Origin of the sequence: Pseudomonas sp. WS 5051 (assembly GCF_012985715.1) — a bacterium.
GTDB classification, from domain to species: domain Bacteria; phylum Pseudomonadota; class Gammaproteobacteria; order Pseudomonadales; family Pseudomonadaceae; genus Aquipseudomonas; species Aquipseudomonas bubulae.
The window spans coordinates 55,512-73,457 of sequence record NZ_JAAQWV010000005.1; the positions used below are offsets into that span (position 1 = coordinate 55,512).

The 17,946-nt window shown below is 59.7% G+C and carries 12 protein-coding genes and 1 other RNA gene; 5 read left to right on the top strand and 8 right to left on the bottom strand.

Translation table 11 applies throughout. The features are described 5' to 3' along the window. Positions 1–88 precede the first annotated feature (88 nt). The gene (gene fnr, locus HBN79_RS09685; protein WP_029611340.1) at positions 89–823 is read left to right on the top strand and encodes a fumarate/nitrate reduction transcriptional regulator Fnr; all 735 of its coding nucleotides are present in this window, start codon (positions 89–91) and stop codon (positions 821–823) included. Positions 824–876: 53 nt separating this feature from the next. Continuing rightward, complete coding sequence (locus HBN79_RS09690) at positions 877–1,422, top strand: adenine phosphoribosyltransferase (protein ID WP_095002764.1); 546 nt, start codon at positions 877–879, stop codon at positions 1,420–1,422. Between the two features lie 121 nt (positions 1,423–1,543). On the opposite strand, the gene recR is transcribed toward HBN79_RS09690, so the two are convergent. The 8 genes from recR to HBN79_RS09730 form a co-directional block, all read right to left on the bottom strand. Then, the gene (gene recR / locus HBN79_RS09695; RefSeq protein ID WP_016780292.1) at positions 1,544–2,146 is read right to left on the bottom strand and encodes a recombination mediator RecR; all 603 of its coding nucleotides are present in this window, start codon (positions 2,144–2,146) and stop codon (positions 1,544–1,546) included. A 118-nt stretch (positions 2,147–2,264) separates the two neighbouring features. Beyond that, positions 2,265–2,603: a YbaB/EbfC family nucleoid-associated protein gene (locus HBN79_RS09700; RefSeq protein ID WP_169916655.1), complete on the bottom strand. Its 339-nt coding sequence runs from the start codon at positions 2,601–2,603 to the stop codon at positions 2,265–2,267. A gap of 77 nt (positions 2,604–2,680) precedes the next feature. Continuing rightward, entirely contained in the window at positions 2,681–4,732 is a 2,052-nt protein-coding gene (dnaX, locus tag HBN79_RS09705; protein WP_169916656.1) for a DNA polymerase III subunit gamma/tau, read from the bottom strand. A gap of 222 nt (positions 4,733–4,954) precedes the next feature. After that, positions 4,955–5,051, bottom strand: an RNA gene (gene ffs, locus HBN79_RS09710) — signal recognition particle sRNA small type. 245 nt (positions 5,052–5,296) lie between these two features. Then, entirely contained in the window at positions 5,297–7,657 is a 2,361-nt protein-coding gene (gene ligA / locus HBN79_RS09715) for an NAD-dependent DNA ligase LigA (RefSeq protein ID WP_095002767.1), read from the bottom strand. A gap of 95 nt (positions 7,658–7,752) precedes the next feature. Then, positions 7,753–8,637: a cell division protein ZipA gene (gene zipA, locus HBN79_RS09720; RefSeq protein ID WP_169916657.1), complete on the bottom strand. Its 885-nt coding sequence runs from the start codon at positions 8,635–8,637 to the stop codon at positions 7,753–7,755. A gap of 258 nt (positions 8,638–8,895) precedes the next feature. Then, complete coding sequence (gene smc, locus HBN79_RS09725) at positions 8,896–12,384, bottom strand: chromosome segregation protein SMC (RefSeq protein WP_095020220.1); 3,489 nt, start codon at positions 12,382–12,384, stop codon at positions 8,896–8,898. Between the two features lie 2 nt (positions 12,385–12,386). Then, complete coding sequence (locus HBN79_RS09730; RefSeq protein WP_169916658.1) at positions 12,387–13,046, bottom strand: GntR family transcriptional regulator; 660 nt, start codon at positions 13,044–13,046, stop codon at positions 12,387–12,389. A gap of 224 nt (positions 13,047–13,270) precedes the next feature. Between HBN79_RS09730 and xdhA the strand changes: the two genes are divergently transcribed. Genes xdhA through xdhC form a run of 3 tightly spaced genes read left to right on the top strand, consistent with a single transcriptional unit; the run spans position 13,271 to position 17,946 of the window. Further along, positions 13,271–14,728: a xanthine dehydrogenase small subunit gene (xdhA, locus tag HBN79_RS09735; RefSeq protein WP_095024097.1), complete on the top strand. Its 1,458-nt coding sequence runs from the start codon at positions 13,271–13,273 to the stop codon at positions 14,726–14,728. Further along, positions 14,721–17,096, top strand: coding sequence for a xanthine dehydrogenase molybdopterin binding subunit (gene xdhB, locus HBN79_RS09740; protein WP_169916659.1), 2,376 nt, complete (start codon positions 14,721–14,723; stop codon positions 17,094–17,096). Before xdhA ends, xdhB begins: the two co-directional genes overlap by 8 nt. Further along, entirely contained in the window at positions 17,089–17,946 is an 858-nt protein-coding gene (gene xdhC / locus HBN79_RS09745; protein ID WP_095025015.1) for a xanthine dehydrogenase accessory protein XdhC, read from the top strand. The genes xdhB and xdhC overlap by 8 nt, the downstream gene beginning before the upstream one ends.

Sequence of the window (17,946 nt, forward strand, 5' to 3'; positions counted from 1 at the left end):
AGTGCCCTGGCATGGTGCGGCTGGTCTAGCCCCCCCACGCTGGGTTACCCTTGCATCTTATGTGTGTTTTCCTACAAGGATTTAAGAAATGTCCGAGCCAGTAAAAGTGCGCGCTCACACTCAGGCACAGTGCAAGGATTGCAGCCTGGCCCCACTCTGTTTGCCACTTTCGTTGAACCTGGAAGACATGGATGCGCTGGAAGAAATCGTCAAGCGCGGCCGCCCACTGAAAAAAGGCGAGTTCCTGTTCCGCCAGGGCGACACGTTTGGCTCGGTTTACGCGGTACGTTCCGGCGCACTGAAAACCTTTAGCCTGAGCGACAACGGTGAAGAGCAAATTACCGGCTTCCACCTGCCCAGCGAACTGGTCGGCCTGTCGGGTATGGACACTGAAACCTACCCGGTATCGGCCCAGGCGCTAGAGACTACACCGGTATGCGAAATCCCTTTCGAACGTCTCGACGAACTCTCCGTGCAACTGCCGCAACTGCGTCGCCAGCTGATGCGTGTGATGAGCCGCGAAATCCGCGACGATCAGCAAATGATGTTGCTGCTGTCGAAAAAAACCGCCGACGAACGTATCGCCACGTTCCTGGTCAACCTGTCAGCGCGTTTTCGTGCTCGCGGCTTCTCGGCCAATCAGTTCCGCCTGAGCATGTCGCGCAACGAAATCGGCAATTACCTGGGCCTGGCCGTTGAAACCGTGTCCCGCGTGTTTACCCGCCTGCAGGAAAACCAGTTGATCACTGCCGAAGGCAAGGAAGTGCATATTCTTGACCCGATCAAGCTGTGTGCCCTGGCCGGTGGTTCGCTGGAGGTTTGACACGGCCTGACGGGTTATACTGGCGCGCTTAACGCTCCCCAGGACAGCCCGATATGGTCTCCGACGATTTTTGCCTCAAAACCCTGATTCGCCCGGTTATTGATTTCCCCAAGCCGGGCGTCATCTTTCGCGACATCACCCCCCTCTACCAGTCGCCCCGCGCCATGCGCGTGATCGCCGACAGCTTTATCGAGCGCTACGTCGAGGCTGACTTCAGCCATATCGGCGCCATGGATGCCCGCGGCTTCCTGATCGGCTCGGTACTGGCCCACCAGCTCAATAAACCGCTGATCCTGTTTCGCAAACAGGGCAAATTGCCCGCAGACGTTTTGGCCGAAGGCTATCAGACGGAATATGGCGAAGCGTTTCTGGAGGTTCACGCCGACAGCCTGTGCGAGGGTGACTCGCTGCTGATCGTCGATGACCTGATTGCTACGGGCGGCACGCTGATTGCGGCAGCCAACCTGGTGCGACGCATGGGTGCGCAGGTGTTTGAAGCAGCGGCCATTATCGACCTGCCCGAGCTGGGCGGTTCGCAGCGCTTGCAGGATTTGGGTGTGCCTACTTTCTGCCTGACGGAGTTTTCGTTGACCGAGTAATACCGACACATGGGAGCGGGCTTGCTCGCGATGGCATCAGCGCGGTTCAACTGAATACCGCGGTGCCTGCATCGCGAGCAAGCCCGCTCCCACAGGAGTCCCCTCTCCCCTGCAATCGCAGTCAGAGCGTAATCGGCCGACGCCCCGAGAACGAGTGCGCCAAAGTACCGCCATCCACCAGTTCCAGCTCGCCACCCAGCGGCACACCGTGGGCGATACGCGACGCTATCAGGCCTTTGTTGCTCAGCAACTGGGCGATGTAATGCGCAGTGGCCTCGCCCTCAACCGTTGGATTGGTGGCCAGGATCACCTCCGCAAACGTACCCTGCTCTGCAATACGCGCCATCAGTTGCGGAATGCCTATCGCCTCAGGGCCTAAACCATCGAGCGGCGACAAATGCCCCTTGAGCACAAAGTAACGGCCGCGATAACCGGTCTGTTCCACGGCATACACATCCATCGGCCCCTCGACCACGCACAGCAAGGTGTCATCCCGGCGCACATCGGCACACTGCGGGCACAGATCATCTTCGGTCAGGGTTCTGCACAAACGGCAATGCCCCACACCTTCCATCGCCTGAGTCAGCGCCAGGGCCAGGCGCGAGCCGCCACTGCGATCACGCTCAAGCAATTGCAACGCCATGCGCTGGGCGGTCTTTTGACCCACGCCCGGCAAGGTACGCAAGGCATCGATCAGTTGGCGAATCAGAGGGCTAAAGCTCATAAGGAAAGGTCCGACAAAACAACGAGACGCGGTTTATACCCTCGGTGTGAGCTAGCGTCAAATACCCGTAAAACAGGCAAAAAAATGCCAGGCTCATGGCCTGGCATTTCAGCATGCCTTAGAACGGCATCTTCATGCCCGGCGGCAGTTGCATGCCGGCGGTCACACCAGACATTTTGTCCTGGCTGCTGGCTTCGATCTTGCGCACGGCGTCGTTGACCGCTGCGGCGAACAGGTCTTCCAGCACTTCGCGGTCGTCTTCGCTCACACCTTCCAGCAAAGTCGGGTCAATGCTCACCCGCTTGACGTCATGACGGCCGGTCATGACCACAGTGACCATATCGCCACCCGCCTTGCCGGTGACTTCAGCATTGGCCAGCTCTTCCTGCATCTTGGCCATTTTTTCCTGCATCTGCTGCGCCTGCTTCATCAGGCCGGCCATGCCACCTTTCATCATGGGAATCACCTCAAACGTTATTTGGACAATGCACCCGCAATCAAAACGACTGCGGGCTGTAAGTTTCTGCTCTGGCGTTACGACACTTGAGCCTGAGCCACCTCTAAAGGTTGAATCGTATCTTCGCGTACGGCCGCACCGAACTGCTCGACCATCTGCAGGACCACCGGGTCAGCATGGATCGACTCTTCGGCCAGACGCTGGCGCTCTGCGCGAAAACGCGAAGCCGCCTGGGCCGGGGTTTCCCGCTCCGGCTTGACCAGCTCAATCGTGACTTTGAGTGTACGCTGAGTGAACTGGTTCAGTGCATCGTTGAGTCGACGCTGCTGGGTCAGGTTGAACAACGCGCTGTGGGCCGGGTCCAGATGCAACAGCCAGTCATCACCGTCAACCGCAATCAGCGTGCAGTTGGCGCCAATGCTGGCGGTCATGCCCGACACCGGTAATTTGGGGAACATCTCCAGCCATTCAAGGGCCAGACCGGTCGCCGGCATCGCCGCAGGCAGCGGTTCGGGCGCAGGCGCTGGCTCGCCGGCATGCTCACTGGCCAGCTCGTCGAGGTAGCTGTAGGCCGCCGAATCCATGTCCGGCTCAATGTAGTCTTCGTCCAGGGGCGGCTCGTCGTCACGATCCATGCCCGACACCGCTGCGTCCACCTGCTCGACGGTCGGCTCTGGAAGCGGCGCCGCGATCCACTCCGGCGCATCCGGCACCACACTGTCCGGCGTCGGCAGCGGCATCGGCGGCAACTCAGGAGGCTCGCCAATGGTGTCCAGTACCGATTCGGGCGCGACCTTGACCTCAATCACCGGGGCAGCCGGCTCGTTCCAGGGCAAGTCCTTTTCCGCCACTGACGGAGCCTTGGGCGCCTGCACAGGCTCGGCAACCGCTTCGACCACAGGCGGTACCGGTTGCACTGCCACCGGTGCCGGCGCGGCCAGCACTGGCTCGACAGGGGATGTGGCCGCCACGGTTGGGGCGGAATCAACTGTGGCCTGGCTGATCCCCACTGGCTTTAGCGGCTGACTCGGCGCGTTGCCGGTGTCTGCCGGGCGGAAGGCCAGCATTCGCAGCAGGACCATTTCAAAGCCACCACGCGGGTCTGGCGCCAGCGGCAAATCGCGCCGGCCAATCAGGCCCATCTGGTAATAAAATTGCACATCTTCGGCAGGCAACGCCTTGGCCAGGGCCAAGACGCGATCGCGGTCGCCGTGACCATTATCGACGCCTTCAGGCAACGCCTGGGCAATGGCCACGCGATGGAAGACGTTGAGGATCTCGGACAGCACGCCATTCCAATCCGGGCCCTGCTCGGCCAGATGGCGAACGGCCTCGAGCATGGCCCTGGCATCACCTTCGATCAAGGCGTGCAACAGGTCGAACACCTGACCGTGATCCAGCGTACCAAGCATCGCCCGCACATCACCCGCCAGTACCTTGCCCTCACCGAAGGCAATGGCCTGATCGGTGAGGCTCATGGCATCACGCATCGAGCCATCGGCGGCGCGACCGAGCAGCCACAGCGCATCATCTTCAAACGGCACGTTTTCGACACTGAGAACGTGGGTCAAATGCTCGACCACGCGCTCGGGTGTCATGTTCTTCAGCGAAAACTGCAGGCAGCGCGACAGGATCGTGGCCGGCAATTTCTGCGGGTCGGTGGTCGCGAGGATGAACTTGACGTAAGGCGGCGGCTCTTCAAGGGTCTTGAGCAGCGCATTGAACGAATGGCTGGAGAGCATGTGCACTTCGTCGATCAGGTAGACCTTGAAGCGCCCGCGGCTCGGCGCGTACTGCACGTTGTCGAGCAGTTCGCGGGTGTCCTCGACCTTGGTGCGGCTGGCGGCGTCGATTTCGATCAGGTCGACAAAGCGCCCCTCATCGATTTCACGGCACACGGAGCACTCGCCACAGGGAGTCGAGGTGATACCTGTTTCACAGTTCAGGCATTTGGCGATGATCCGCGCAATGGTGGTCTTGCCGACGCCACGGGTACCGGTGAAAAGGTAAGCGTGGTGCAGGCGCTGACTGTCCAGGGCATTGATCAGAGCCTTGAGCACATGGGTCTGGCCGACCATTTCGCGGAACGAGCGCGGACGCCATTTACGTGCAAGAACCTGATAACTCATTGATAACCGTCGCGTCAGAAAAGCGGAGGGGGCTAATGCTAGCGGAGCAAGGGCAAAATTGCATCCGATGCGCACGTTTAACTGCGCGCAGCCTTGGCATAGACCTTTTTACCCACGCACAGAAAATCATCGCCCGGTCTTTTGACCGTCGAACAAGGCTTGACTGCAAGATTTGGAGTTTGGTTCGAACCCGACAGAACTGCGGGTTTAAAATGGAGGCAACCCCACCAGCCACACCCCGGCACACAATGTTCCCGCTGTGGCTGCTTCCTTCCGGATCTGACCAGGTTCACGGGTAATCGTTGCGGGGGGACCGATAGGGTCACCATAACAACATCCGCTTAGCAGCGAACGGCGCCATTGTACCTGTCTGAGAAAAACTTACAACCGCTGCGGCAAGAATAAAAAAATGAATGGGCTCAAGCACTTGGATTCGGGTTGAAACACCGCCTCGCAACCCGGCACAGGTCATTTGTGGGAGCGGGCTTGCTCGCGATGGCTTCTGCGCGGCTCAACTGAGACACCGCGTCGCCTGCATCGCGAGCAAGCCCGCTGCCACAGCCATTACGGAATCGAAATACCCTGTTCGCTCAAAAACGCGACAAAGGCTTCTTCATCCAGCACCTTGAGCCCCAGCTCGTTGGCCTTGGCCAGCTTTGAGCCTGCTCCCGGCCCCGCTACGACGCAATGGGTCTTGCCCGACACCGAGCCCGAAACCTTGGCCCCCAGACTTTCCAGCTTGTCCTTGGCCACATCGCGACTCATTAATTCCAGCGAGCCGGTCAACACCCAGGTCTGGCCTGCCAGCGGCAAACCTTCCACGGCCTTTTTCTCGCTGTGCCAGTGCATGCCGAAATCACGCAGTTGCGCTTCGATTGCCAGCGCCATACGGGCATTTTCAGGGTTATCGAAGAACTCGCGTACCGCCTTGGCCTGTTTTTCCGGTAAGGCCTGGCGCATATCGAGCCAGTCTGCAGTGATCACCCCTTCAAGGGAGCCAAACCTGTCGGCCAGTTTTTGCGCCCCGCCCGGCCCCACCGAAGGAATATGCAACTTGTCGATCAACCCGCCCAAGGTTGTGCTGGCGGCAAACTCGGCACCCAGCTCACCTTGATCCTGCAACTCAAGACCACGCTCCAGCAGTTGATCAATCACCTGCTGGTTGTGTGCGTCACTGAAGAAACTATGAATCTCGTGCGCCACTTCCAGGCCCACGTCCGGCAGGTAGGTAAGCACTTGCGGCAACGCCCGCTGCACACGCTCCAGGGAGGCCAATGAACGCGCCAGCACCTTGGCAGTCTCTTCGCCCACATCAGGAATGCCCAATGCGTAGATAAAACGCGCCAACGTCGGACGCTTGCTGTCGGCGATGGCCTGCAGCAAGTTCTTGCTCGACAGCTCGGCAAAGCCTTCGAGATCGACGATCTGCTCGAACTGCAGGGTATAGAGGTCTGCCGGCGAACTCACCAGGCCCTCATCGACCAACTGCTCGACACTTTTTTCCCCCAGGCCTTCAATGTCCATCGCCCGGCGCGAAACAAAATGAATGATCGCCTGTTTAAGCTGGGCACCACAGGCCAGCCGGCCGACACAGCGGTACACCGCACCTTCGCTGACGGTTTCACGGCCCTTGCTGCGCTTGATCAGCTGCGTGCGCTCAACGTGGGAGCCGCACACCGGACAGCTTTCAGGGATCTGCACCGGCCGGGCATCTTCAGGGCGACGCTCCAGCACCACCTGCACAACCTGCGGGATAACATCACCAGCACGGCGAATAATCACGGTATCGCCAATCATCAGGCCCAGCCGCGCCACTTCATCCATATTGTGCAGGGTGGCATTGGATACGGTCACCCCGGCCACCTTGACCGGTTTGAGACGCGCCACGGGCGTTACTGCACCGGTGCGTCCGACCTGAAACTCAACATCCAGCAACTCGGTCAGTTCCTCCATGGCCGGAAACTTGTGCGCGATGGCCCAGCGCGGTTCACGCGCACGAAAGCCCAGCTCGCGCTGCGACGCCAGGCTGTTGACCTTGAACACCACTCCGTCGATCTCGTAGGGCAAGGAAGCACGACGCTCACCGATATCACGGTAATAGTCCAGGCACTCGGCAATCCCCTTTGCCAGCTTCAGCTCATGACTGATGGGCATGCCCCATTGCTGCAATTGTTTGAGGTTGCCGATATGGGTGTCCGAAAACTCTTCAGAGACCTGCCCCAGACCGTAGCAGCAAAATTCCAGCGGGCGACTGGCCGTGATCTTCGAATCCAGCTGACGCAAGCTGCCCGCCGCTGCGTTGCGCGGATTGGCAAAGGTCTTGCCGCCAGCAGCCAGCTGAGATTCATTAAGACGTTCAAAGCCGGCCTTGGACATAAACACTTCGCCACGCACTTCCAGCACCGCTGGCCAGCCGCTGCCATGCAGCTTGAGCGGAATATTGCGCACGGTGCGTACGTTGACGCTGATATCTTCACCGGTAGTGCCATCACCCCGCGTGGCACCACGCACCAGGCTGCCATCACGGTACAACAAGCTGACTGCCAGCCCGTCCAGCTTGGGCTCACAGCTGTATTCAACTTCAGCGCCGCCACCAAACAGATCGCCCGCGGGCAGATCCAGGCCCTCGCTGACACGGCGATCGAATTCGCGCATATCGGTTTCATCGAATGCGTTACCCAGGCTCAGCATGGGCACTTCGTGACGCACCTGAGTAAAGGCAGACAAGGCTGCGCTGCCAACGCGCTGAGTGGGCGAGTCGGCGGTCACCAGCTCAGGATGTTCGGCCTCCAGGGCCTTCAGCTCGCGGAACAGGCGATCGTACTCGGCGTCCGGAATGCTTGGCTCGTCGAGTACATGGTAGCGGTAATTATGCTGATCCAGTTCAGCGCGCAGCTCTAGAATGCGGGTATTGGCGGCGGTCATGGGGTGTTCTCTCACAAAGCAAAAGAGCAGCCGAGGCTGCTCCTTGTGTTATTCATGCTGCATGTGGGTGGAGCAGGCAAGCCGCCCCCACATGCTCAGCGTTTTTGAGTCAGGGCACGGCGCTCGAATTCAACGATGCGCTGGCGGTAATGCTCGATAGTCTGGGCCGTCAACACACTGCGCTGGTCATCTTTAAGCTCACCATTGAGCTCCTGGGACAGCTTGCGTGCAGCGGCAACCATCACATCAAAAGCCTGCTTGGGATGGCGCGGGCCGGGCAAACCAAGGAAAAAGCTGACAGCTGGCGTACTGAACAGGTCAATATCATCCAGGTCGAATACACCCGGTTTCACCGCATTGGCCATGGAGAACAGCACTTCGCCATTACCGGCCATGCTTTCGTGGCGATGGAAAATATCCATCTCGCCAAAACGCAAACCGCTTTCGAGGATGTTCTGCAACAGTGCCGGGCCTTTGAAGCCTGCCGGGTCACGGCTGATCACGCTGATCACCAGCACTTCTTCGGCCGCTGGCTGCGCAGCAGCAGGCTCCTTGACTTCAACGTCCGCTACGCTCGGCTTGGCACGACCACGCGCCGGCTTGACTGGCGCTACATGATCATCATCACGAGCGCTGATGCTCGGGCCTTCATCCAGTTCAAGATCAAGGTTCAGGTCACCCTGGCTCGGCTCACCGCCACGCTTGCCGCGCCTGGCACCTTTGTCCCGTGCAGGCATGCTGACCGATGGCAAGTCGTGCTCATCAAGTTGCGGCTCTTTATGGGTTGGCGTATCCAGCACCCGTGACGGGCCCAACAACTCAGGGCTGTGCTCGTCGTCAGGGGCATTGGAAAAACTGCGATCAAGTCGAAACTTGAGCTTGCCTTTGCCACCACGCATGCGGCGCCAGCCATCAAAAAGAATACCGGCGATTACCACTATGCCGATGACTATCAGCCATTCGCGCAGACCGATTTCCATGTAATCCCTTGCCCCTAAAAAATGATTCTATGAAGAAGAGCCTAAAGCCCTTTAAAACGTGGCGCCAACTCTATGTTCTGAATGGCGTTTTACCCACGTACAAAAAAATTAGACATTAAATTAACACGACCAAAGATAACTTTACACCGTCTGTCGCATTGAGCTAGGCCCATGCTGCCTTCGACCTACACGTCATATCGGTCAAATGCTTGAAATTTTTCTTACAAGAAGAAAAAAATCGTCCTACATGCTTATAGCTCAAGCATCGACCATTGCCATTGCCTCCTCAACATCAACCGCTACAAGACGTGAACAGCCCGGCTCATGCATCGTCACCCCCATCAACTGATCCGCCATCTCCATGGCGATCTTGTTGTGAGTGATATAGATAAATTGCACGGTCTGCGACATCTCCTTTACCAAGCGTGCATAGCGGCCTACGTTAGCGTCATCAAGCGGTGCATCGACTTCGTCGAGCATGCAAAACGGCGCCGGGTTGAGCTTGAAAATGGCAAAAACCAGCGCCAGGGCCGTCAAGGCTTTCTCGCCACCGGACAGCAAATGGATCGTGCTGTTCTTCTTGCCCGGCGGACGCGCCATGATGGTCACCCCTGTATCGAGTAGATCTTCGCCCGTCAGTTCCAAATAAGCGCTGCCGCCACCGAAAACTTTTGGGAAAAGTGCCTGTAATCCACCATTTATCTGATCAAAGGTGTCCTTGAAGCGGCTGCGGGTCTCTTTGTCGATCTTGCGGATGACGTTTTCCAGGGTATCGAGTGCCTCGACCAGATCGGCATCCTGAGCATCCAGATAGCGCTTGCGCTCCGACTGCTGCTGATACTCATCAATGGCTGCAAGGTTGATCGCGCCCAGGCGCTGAATTCGCGCAGCGATACGCTCCAGTTCTTCTTCGGCCTGCTGCTCGTTGACCTCGGCATCGAGGGTGGCCAGCACCCCGTGCAGGTCATAGCCATCGGCCAGCAACTGATCCTGCAACGCAGTACGACGCACGCTCAAGGCCTGCCACTCCATGCGCTGCTGTTCGAGCTGGCCACGAATCAATTGCGATTGTTGCTCAGCCTGATTGCGGCGTTTTTCGGCATCGCGCAATTCGCGATCGGCATCTTCGAGCGCGGTCTGGGCAATCTTGAGTTCTTCATCCACGCTCAGGCGCTTGTCGAGCAACTCTTCAAGCTTGAGGCGCAACTCTTCCAGCGGCGCTTCGCCCTCCTCCAGATTGAGGGTCAGCTGTTCGCGCTTTTCAGCCAGGCGCTCGGCCTGCATTTCCAGGCGCTCAAGAGCCTGGCGGGTGGAATCATGCTGCGCCTTGAGCGACCCCAGGCGGACAGCCAACTGGTGGGCGTGGTCTTTATGTTGTCGAGCATCCTGACGCACCCGATCCAACTGCTCGCGCAGACTGTCGCGACGGGCCAGCAACAGCTCGCGCTGCCCGGTATCGGTGGCCATGGCATCCAGGGCGTCCTGCAACAGCAGGCGCGCCTCCCCTACCTGCTCATGCTCCAGGGCGCGCTGCTCACCCAACTCGGCCAGTTCTTCGTCCAGACGGCGGCGGCGCAAGGTCAATTGCTCGACCTTGGCCTTGCTGGCGGAGAGCTTGGCCTTGATCTCACCCTGGTGGCGAGCTTCATCCTGCAAGCGACGGCGAAGCTGCTCACGAGAGTCTTCCTGCATACGCTGTTGCTCACGCATGCTTTGTAGTTGTTCCTCCAGGGCCGCCAGGGTGGCTTCACGCTCTTCGCACTCAAGCCCCAGGCGCTGGATTTCCTGGCCCCGGGCCAGCACCCCGCTTTCGGCTTCACTGGCGCGGCGCACCCGCAGGAAGTTGCGCCCGACCCAATAGCCATCACGGCTGATCAGGCTCTGGCCCTCGGCCAGTTGAGCACGCAAGGCCAGTGCCTGCTCCAGTGTTTCGACCGGTTTGACCTGGCCCAGCCACGGCGCCAGATCAAAATCGGCCGTGACCTTGTCCAGCAGGCTGCCCGCCAAGCGAGGGGCCTGCCCTGCATCACTGAACAGGCGCAAATCACCCTGGGCAAACCCTGCCAGATCCAGCAGGGCAAAATCCTCGACCAGTACGGCCTGCAAATCAGCCCCCAACACGGTCTCTACCGCCAGCTCCCAGCCAGCCTCTACGCGCAGGCCTTCTGCCAGTCGTGGCTGCTCGGCAAGCTGCTGATCGCGCAACCATTCGCCAGTACCGGTACCCGGATCAAGCGCAGCCTGCTGCAAGGCCTCCAGCGATGCCAGACGACCGTTGAGGCGCTGCAGCTCGCCCTGGGCCTGCTGCTGGTTCTGCGTGGCCTGTTGCAAGTCGTGACGCACTTGCTCGAGCTGCTCGACCAGTTGCTGCTCACTGGCCTGCAGCTCTTCGTGGGCCATTTCGCTGCTGGCCAGTTGCTCACTGAGCTCCAGAATGGCCGCATCTTCAGGGTCTGCGGCCAGCAAGGCACGCTCTTCAGCCAGGCGGCGCTGACGTTCCGCCACGCGCTCCATACTGGTTTCCAGCTGCTGGATACGGGCTTGCAGCACTTCGGACTGGCGCTGCGGCTCGGCCGAGCGAAGGTTGAAAATGTCCCACTGTTCCTGCCAGCCATGCATGGTCTGCTCGGCCACTTCCAGAGTAGCGGCAGCCTCTTCGGCGGCCGCGCTGGTCAGTTCCTGCTCGGGCTCAAGCATGTGCAGCTCTTCAGCCAGAGTCGCCAGCAAGGTGCGGTCATGCCCCAGATGGGATTCGGTTTCCAGGCGCGAGCGCTCGGCTTCGCGCAGGTCATCCTGCAACTGGCGCAAACGTTGCTGGCCATGCTGAATGCTCTGCTCGACCCGGGCAATATCGCCCCCTACCGAATAGAAGCGCCCCTGCACCAGATTGAAGCGCTCTGACAGATCATGGTGCCCGTCACGCAGGCGTTCGATGCTGGCATCGGCATTGCGCTGCTCGGCCACCAGGGCTTCGAAACTGACTTCCTGATTACCGATGACCGCTTCGCGCTGCCCCACCTGCTCATTCAGGGCCTGCCAGCGCAGAGCCGACAGCCGGGCCTTGAGCTGACGCTCTTCGGCCTTGTATTCCTGATATTTCTCGGCGGCCTGGGCCTGGCGGTGCAAACGCTCCAGCTGACGCCCCAGCTCATCGCGCAGGTCAGTCAGACGGGCAAGGTTTTCGTGGGTACGGCGGATACGGTTTTCAGTCTCGCGGCGGCGCTCCTTGTACTTGGAGATGCCCGCCGCTTCTTCGATAAAGTTGCGCAGGTCTTCGGGCTTGGACTCGATCAGCTTGGAGATCATGCCCTGCTCGATGATCGAGTAGCTGCGCGGCCCCAGGCCCGTGCCGAGGAAGATATCGGTAATATCACGACGCCGGCACTTGGTACCATTGAGGTAGTAAGTGGTTTGGCTGTCGCGGGTCACCTTGCGCCGAATGGAGATCTCGGCGTAGGCCGCATACTCGCCCAGCAGCGTGCCGTCGGAGTTGTCGAAGACCAGTTCGATACTGGCCTGGCTCACCGGTTTGCGCGTGGTGGAGCCGTTGAAGATAACGTCGGTCATCGACTCGCCGCGCAGGTTCTTGGCCGAGCTTTCGCCCATGACCCAGCGCACGGCATCGATGATATTGGACTTGCCACAGCCGTTGGGGCCTACCACCGCCGCCATATTGCTTGGAAAGGTAACGGTTGTCGGGTCAACGAAGGACTTGAAGCCGGCCAGCTTGATACAGGTCAGGCGCACGCTCAGGCAACCGTCAAGGCAGACAGCACCAGGGCACAACTGCGCTGGGCATAGCTGCTCAGCACCACGCGAATCTGCGCCAGGTCACGCGCCAGCACGGCGTCGAGCAACTGCGCAAACAACGCCAGGAACTCGCTCATTTCCGCCTTGCGCTGGTCCAGTGCCAGGTAATAGGCACGGCTCATGGCCGGGTGCAGGTTCTCGACGGTTTCCTGCAAATAGGGGTTGTCGGCGAACGGGTACGCCGCACGCATCACATTGAAGCTGTCTTCAACGAAGGTGCTGATGTCCTGGCGTTCGTAGCTGGCGGCCAGGCGCTGCTGGATCTGCAAGAACGGCCCCAGATCGGCCGGAACTGCCCAGCGCTGGGCTACGGCATTGCCGAGCAGGATGTACATTTCGCTCATCAGCGTGCACAGGCTCTGCACCTTGCGCGCCGTAAGTTCGGTCACATGGGCGCCACGACGCGGCAGGATGGCGATCAGGTGCCGACGCTCAAGGATCAACAATGCTTCGCGCACAGAGCCGCGACTGACATTCAGCGCCAGCGTCACTTTCTGTTCCTGAATGCGTTCCCCAGGCTTTAACTCGCCGCGAATGATGCGTTCGGCGAGGTGGTGAGCGATTTGCTCGGCGAGGCTGTCCGGCGCCTTGAACGTCATGTTTTACCTTCAAAATCTTTGATCAGTGCAGGCGGTGCAGTGTAACGCACTTGATATGCCCTCGCGCAGAGCCTCAGGGGCTGAATATGGCACGAAACCCGCAAATAAATCCCCCGGTTATCAATCACAGGGATTACCGATCGCTATTTCTTGACCCGCAGGTCAGCTTTAGCTAAATTCAGTGCATCCCGCGTTACAACAATAATGATTATGCGAGGCCTTCCGTGATCCAGTTCCTACTCAACCAGACGCTGCGCACCGAACACACGCTCGACCCGAATTTGACCGTGCTCAATTACCTGCGTGAACACCTGCACAAGCCTGGTACCAAAGAAGGTTGCGCCAGCGGCGACTGTGGGGCCTGTACCGTGGTTGTCGGCGAACTTCACACCGACGCTGAAGGCCTTGAACGGCTGCGCTATCGCAGCCTCAATTCGTGCCTGACATTTGTCTCGGCTTTGCACGGCAAGCAACTGATCAGCATCGAAGACCTCAAGCACCAGGGGCAGTTGCACAGCGTGCAGCGGGCGATGGTCGACTGCCACGGCTCACAGTGCGGGTTTTGCACGCCGGGATTTGTGATGTCACTGTTCGCCCTGCAAAAAAACAGCACGGGCCAGCCTGATGGCCATCAGGCTCATGAAGCCCTGGCGGGAAACCTCTGTCGCTGCACCGGCTACCGCCCTATTCTGGCGGCTGCCGAACAGGCTTGCAGCGGGCAACAACAGGATCAGTTCGATACACACCAGAGCGCGACCATTGCCTTGCTCAAGACCATCACCCCGACTCAAACCGGCGAACTGAACAGCGGCGACAAGCGCTGCCTGCTGCCCATGACCATCAGCGACCTGGCCCAGCTGTACGAATCCCAACCCCAGGCCCGCCTGCTGGCCGGCGGTACCGACCTGGCGCTTGAGGTGACCCAGTTTCATCGCCCGCTGCCGGTCATGATCTACGTCGGCAACGTGGCCGAAATGAAGCACATCGAGCGCTTTGATGACCGTATTGAAATCGGCGCGGCGGTGTCGCTGACAGACGCCTACGGCACGCTCAAGGCCGAGTACCCGGACTTCGGCGAATTGCTGCAACGCTTCGCCTCCCTGCAAATCCGCAATCAGGGCACCCTGGGCGGCAACATCGGCAATGCCTCGCCCATTGGCGACTCGCCACCGCTGCTGATTGCCCTCGGCGCACAACTGGTACTGCGCAAAGGGCAAACCCTGCGCACCCTGGCGATCGAGGATTACTTTATCGACTACCGGGTGACGGCACGCCAGGAAGGCGAATTTATCGAAAAAATCATCATCCCTCGCGCCGACCCCAGCCATGCATTTCGCGCCTATAAAATCTCCAAGCGCCTGGATGACGACATCAGCGCCGTGTGCGCAGCGTTCAACCTGCACATCGACAACGGCGTGGTGACCGGTGCCCGCGTGGCATTCGGCGGCATGGCGGCCATCGCCAAACGCGCCGCCGCCTGCGAAGCCGCACTGCTCGGCGCTGACTGGAACAGCGCCAGCATCGAACGGGCCTGCGCTGCACTGGCAAACGACTTCACCCCGCTCTCGGACTTTCGCGCCAGCAAGGAATACCGTCTGCTGAGTGCACAAAACCTGCTACGCAAATACTTTATCGAACTGCAAACGCCACATCTCGAGACGCGGGTAACAGCTTATGTCTAACCATCACAAGGTTGCCCCAACCCAGGCTGAGCTGGCCGCACTCTTCCAGCAGGACTTGAAAACCGGTGTGGGTCGCAGCGTCAAGCATGACAGTGCCGAAAAACATGTCAGCGGCGAAGCGCAGTACATCGATGACCGCCTGGAATTCCCCAACCAGTTGCACCTTTTCGCACGCCTGTCCGACCGCGCCCACGCCAGAATCCTGCGTGTCGACACCACGCCCTGCTACGCCTTCGCAGGCGTGCGCCTGGTGATCACCCACGAAGATATCCCCGGCCTGAAGGACATTGGCCCGCTACTGCCCGGCGATCCGCTACTGGCCATCGACAAGGTGGAGTTTGTCGGCCAGCCCGTACTGGCAGTGGCCGCTTGCGACCTGGACACCGCGCGCAAGGCGGCAATGGCTGCCATTATCGAATACGAAGACCTGGAGCCGGTGCTGGACGTGGTTCAGGCCCTGCGCCAGAAGCACTTTGTGCTCGATACCCACACCCATCAACGCGGCGACTCTGCCGGCGCACTGGCCGGGGCCGAACATCGCCTGCAGGGCAGCCTGCATATTGGCGGGCAGGAGCACTTTTACCTCGAGACCCAGATCTCATCGGTGATGCCTACCGAAGACGGCGGGATGATCGTTTACTGCTCCACGCAGAACCCTACCGAAGTGCAGAAGCTGGTGGCAGAAGTCCTTGATGTTTCAATGAACAAGATCGTTGTCGATATGCGCCGCATGGGCGGCGGCTTTGGCGGCAAGGAGACCCAGGCCGCCAGCCCCGCCTGCCTGTGCGCCGTGGTGGCACGCCTGACCGGGCAACCGACCAAGATGCGCCTGCCGCGGGTCGAAGACATGCTGATGACCGGCAAGCGCCACCCGTTTTATATCGAATATGACGTCGGTTTCGACGCCAGCGGCCGTTTGCAGGGCATCCAGCTGGACCTGGCGGGCAACTGCGGCTGTTCCCCGGACTTGTCCAACTCCATTGTCGAGCGCGCCATGTTCCACGCCGACAACGCCTATTATCTGGGCGACGCGACGATCAATGGTTATCGCTGTAAAACCAACACGGCTTCCAACACCGCCTATCGCGGCTTTGGTGGCCCGCAAGGCATGGTCGCCATCGAAGAGGTCATGGACCGTATCGCCCGCCATTTGGGCCTCGACCCGCTGGCCGTACGCAAGGCCAATTACTACGGCAAAACCGAACGCAACGTGACCCACTACTACCAGACCGTGGAACACAACCTGCTGCAAGAAATGACCGCCGAGCTCGAGGCCAGCAGCGACTACGCCGGGCGGCGGGAGGCGATCAAAGCGTTCAATGCCGGCAGCCCGATCCTGAAAAAAGGCCTGGCGCTGACCCCGGTCAAGTTCGGTATTTCCTTTACCGCCAGCTTCCTCAACCAGGCCGGTGCGCTGATCCACATCTATACCGACGGCAGCATCCATCTCAACCACGGTGGCACCGAGATGGGCCAGGGCCTGAATATCAAGGTCGCGCAGGTGGTCGCCGAAGTGTTCCAGGTGGATATCAGCCGCATCCAGATCACCGCAACCAACACTGACAAAGTGCCAAACACCTCGCCTACTGCAGCGTCCAGCGGTGCCGACCTCAATGGCAAGGCCGCGCAAAACGCAGCCGAAACCATCAAGCAGCGACTTGTTGAATTTGCTGCCGACAAATATCAGGTCGAGCAACGGGCGGTGATCTTCCATAACGGCCAGGTGCAGGCTGGCGAGCAGATCATCAGTTTTGAAAGCCTGATCCAGCAGGCCTATTTCGGCCAGGTGTCGTTATCGAGCACCGGGTACTACAAAACCCCGAAGATTTTTTATGACCGCACTCAGGCACGTGGTCGGCCGTTTTATTACTTTGCCTTTGGCGCCGCCTGCGCCGAGGTGATCGTCGACACCCTGACCGGCGAATACAAAATGTTGCGTACCGATATCCTCCATGATGTCGGTGCCTCGCTGAACCCGGCCATCGACATCGGCCAGGTCGAAGGCGGGTATATACAGGGGGCGGGCTGGCTGACCATGGAGGAACTGGTGTGGAATGCCAAGGGCAAGCTGATGACCAACGGCCCGGCCAGCTACAAGATCCCCGCGGTGGCAGACATGCCGCTGGACCTGCGCGTAACCCTGGTGGAAAACCGCAAGAACCCCGAAGACACCGTGTTCCACTCCAAGGCCGTGGGCGAACCGCCATTTATGCTCGGCATCGCCGCATGGTGTGCACTCAAGGACGCCGTGGCGAGCCTGGCTGACTACCGCGTGCAACCTGCGATTGACGCCCCGGCCACCCCGGAGCGGGTGCTGTGGGGTTGTGAGCAAATGCGCAAAAGCCTGTCGGGAGATCAGCATGAATAACTGGATCAGTGCCCTGGCCGAGTTGCAGCAGCAAGGCGAACCCTGCGTGCTGGTGACCATCATCGAAGAGCAAGGCTCTACCCCGCGCAATGCCGGTTCGAAGATGGTCATTTGTGCAGATAAAATCTTCGACACCATTGGTGGCGGTCATCTGGAGTACAAGGCAATGGAAATTGCCCGCCAGATGCTCAGCAGCGGCAAGCACGATACCCTTCTACAGCGCTTCAGCCTCGGCGCCAGCCTGGGCCAGTGTTGCGGAGGGGTGGCCGTGCTGCTGTTCGAACCGATGGGCAAGGTGCAGGCTCAGATTGCGGTGTTTGGCGCAGGGCACGTGGCCCGGGCCTTGGTACCCCTGCTCGCCAGCCTGCCGTGCCGGGTGCGCTGGATCGACTCGCGGGAGCAGGAATTCCCGACACTTATCCCTCAAGGCGTGGAAAAAATCGTTACCGACGAACCGGTAGATGAAGTCGATGCCCTGCCTGCGGGTTGCTACTGCATCGTCATGACGCATAATCACGCCCTGGACCTGGAGCTCAGCGCCGCCCTGCTTAAACGCAACGACTTTACCTACTTCGGCTTGATTGGTTCGAAAACCAAACGCGTGAAGTTCGAACATCGCCTGCGTGAGCGCGGTATCGACGCCTCACCTTTGCAGCGCATGCGTTGCCCGATGGGTTTGAGCGAAGTCAAAGGCAAATTGCCTGTTGAAATCGCGATCTCCATCGCCGGCGAAATCATCGCCACCTACAACACTCATTTCGGCCAGCACACTGCGAGCGCCGACAGCGCGTCATCTGAATCCATTAAACAATTGTTGCCGTCTTCACGACGCAGCCATGCCACACACTGA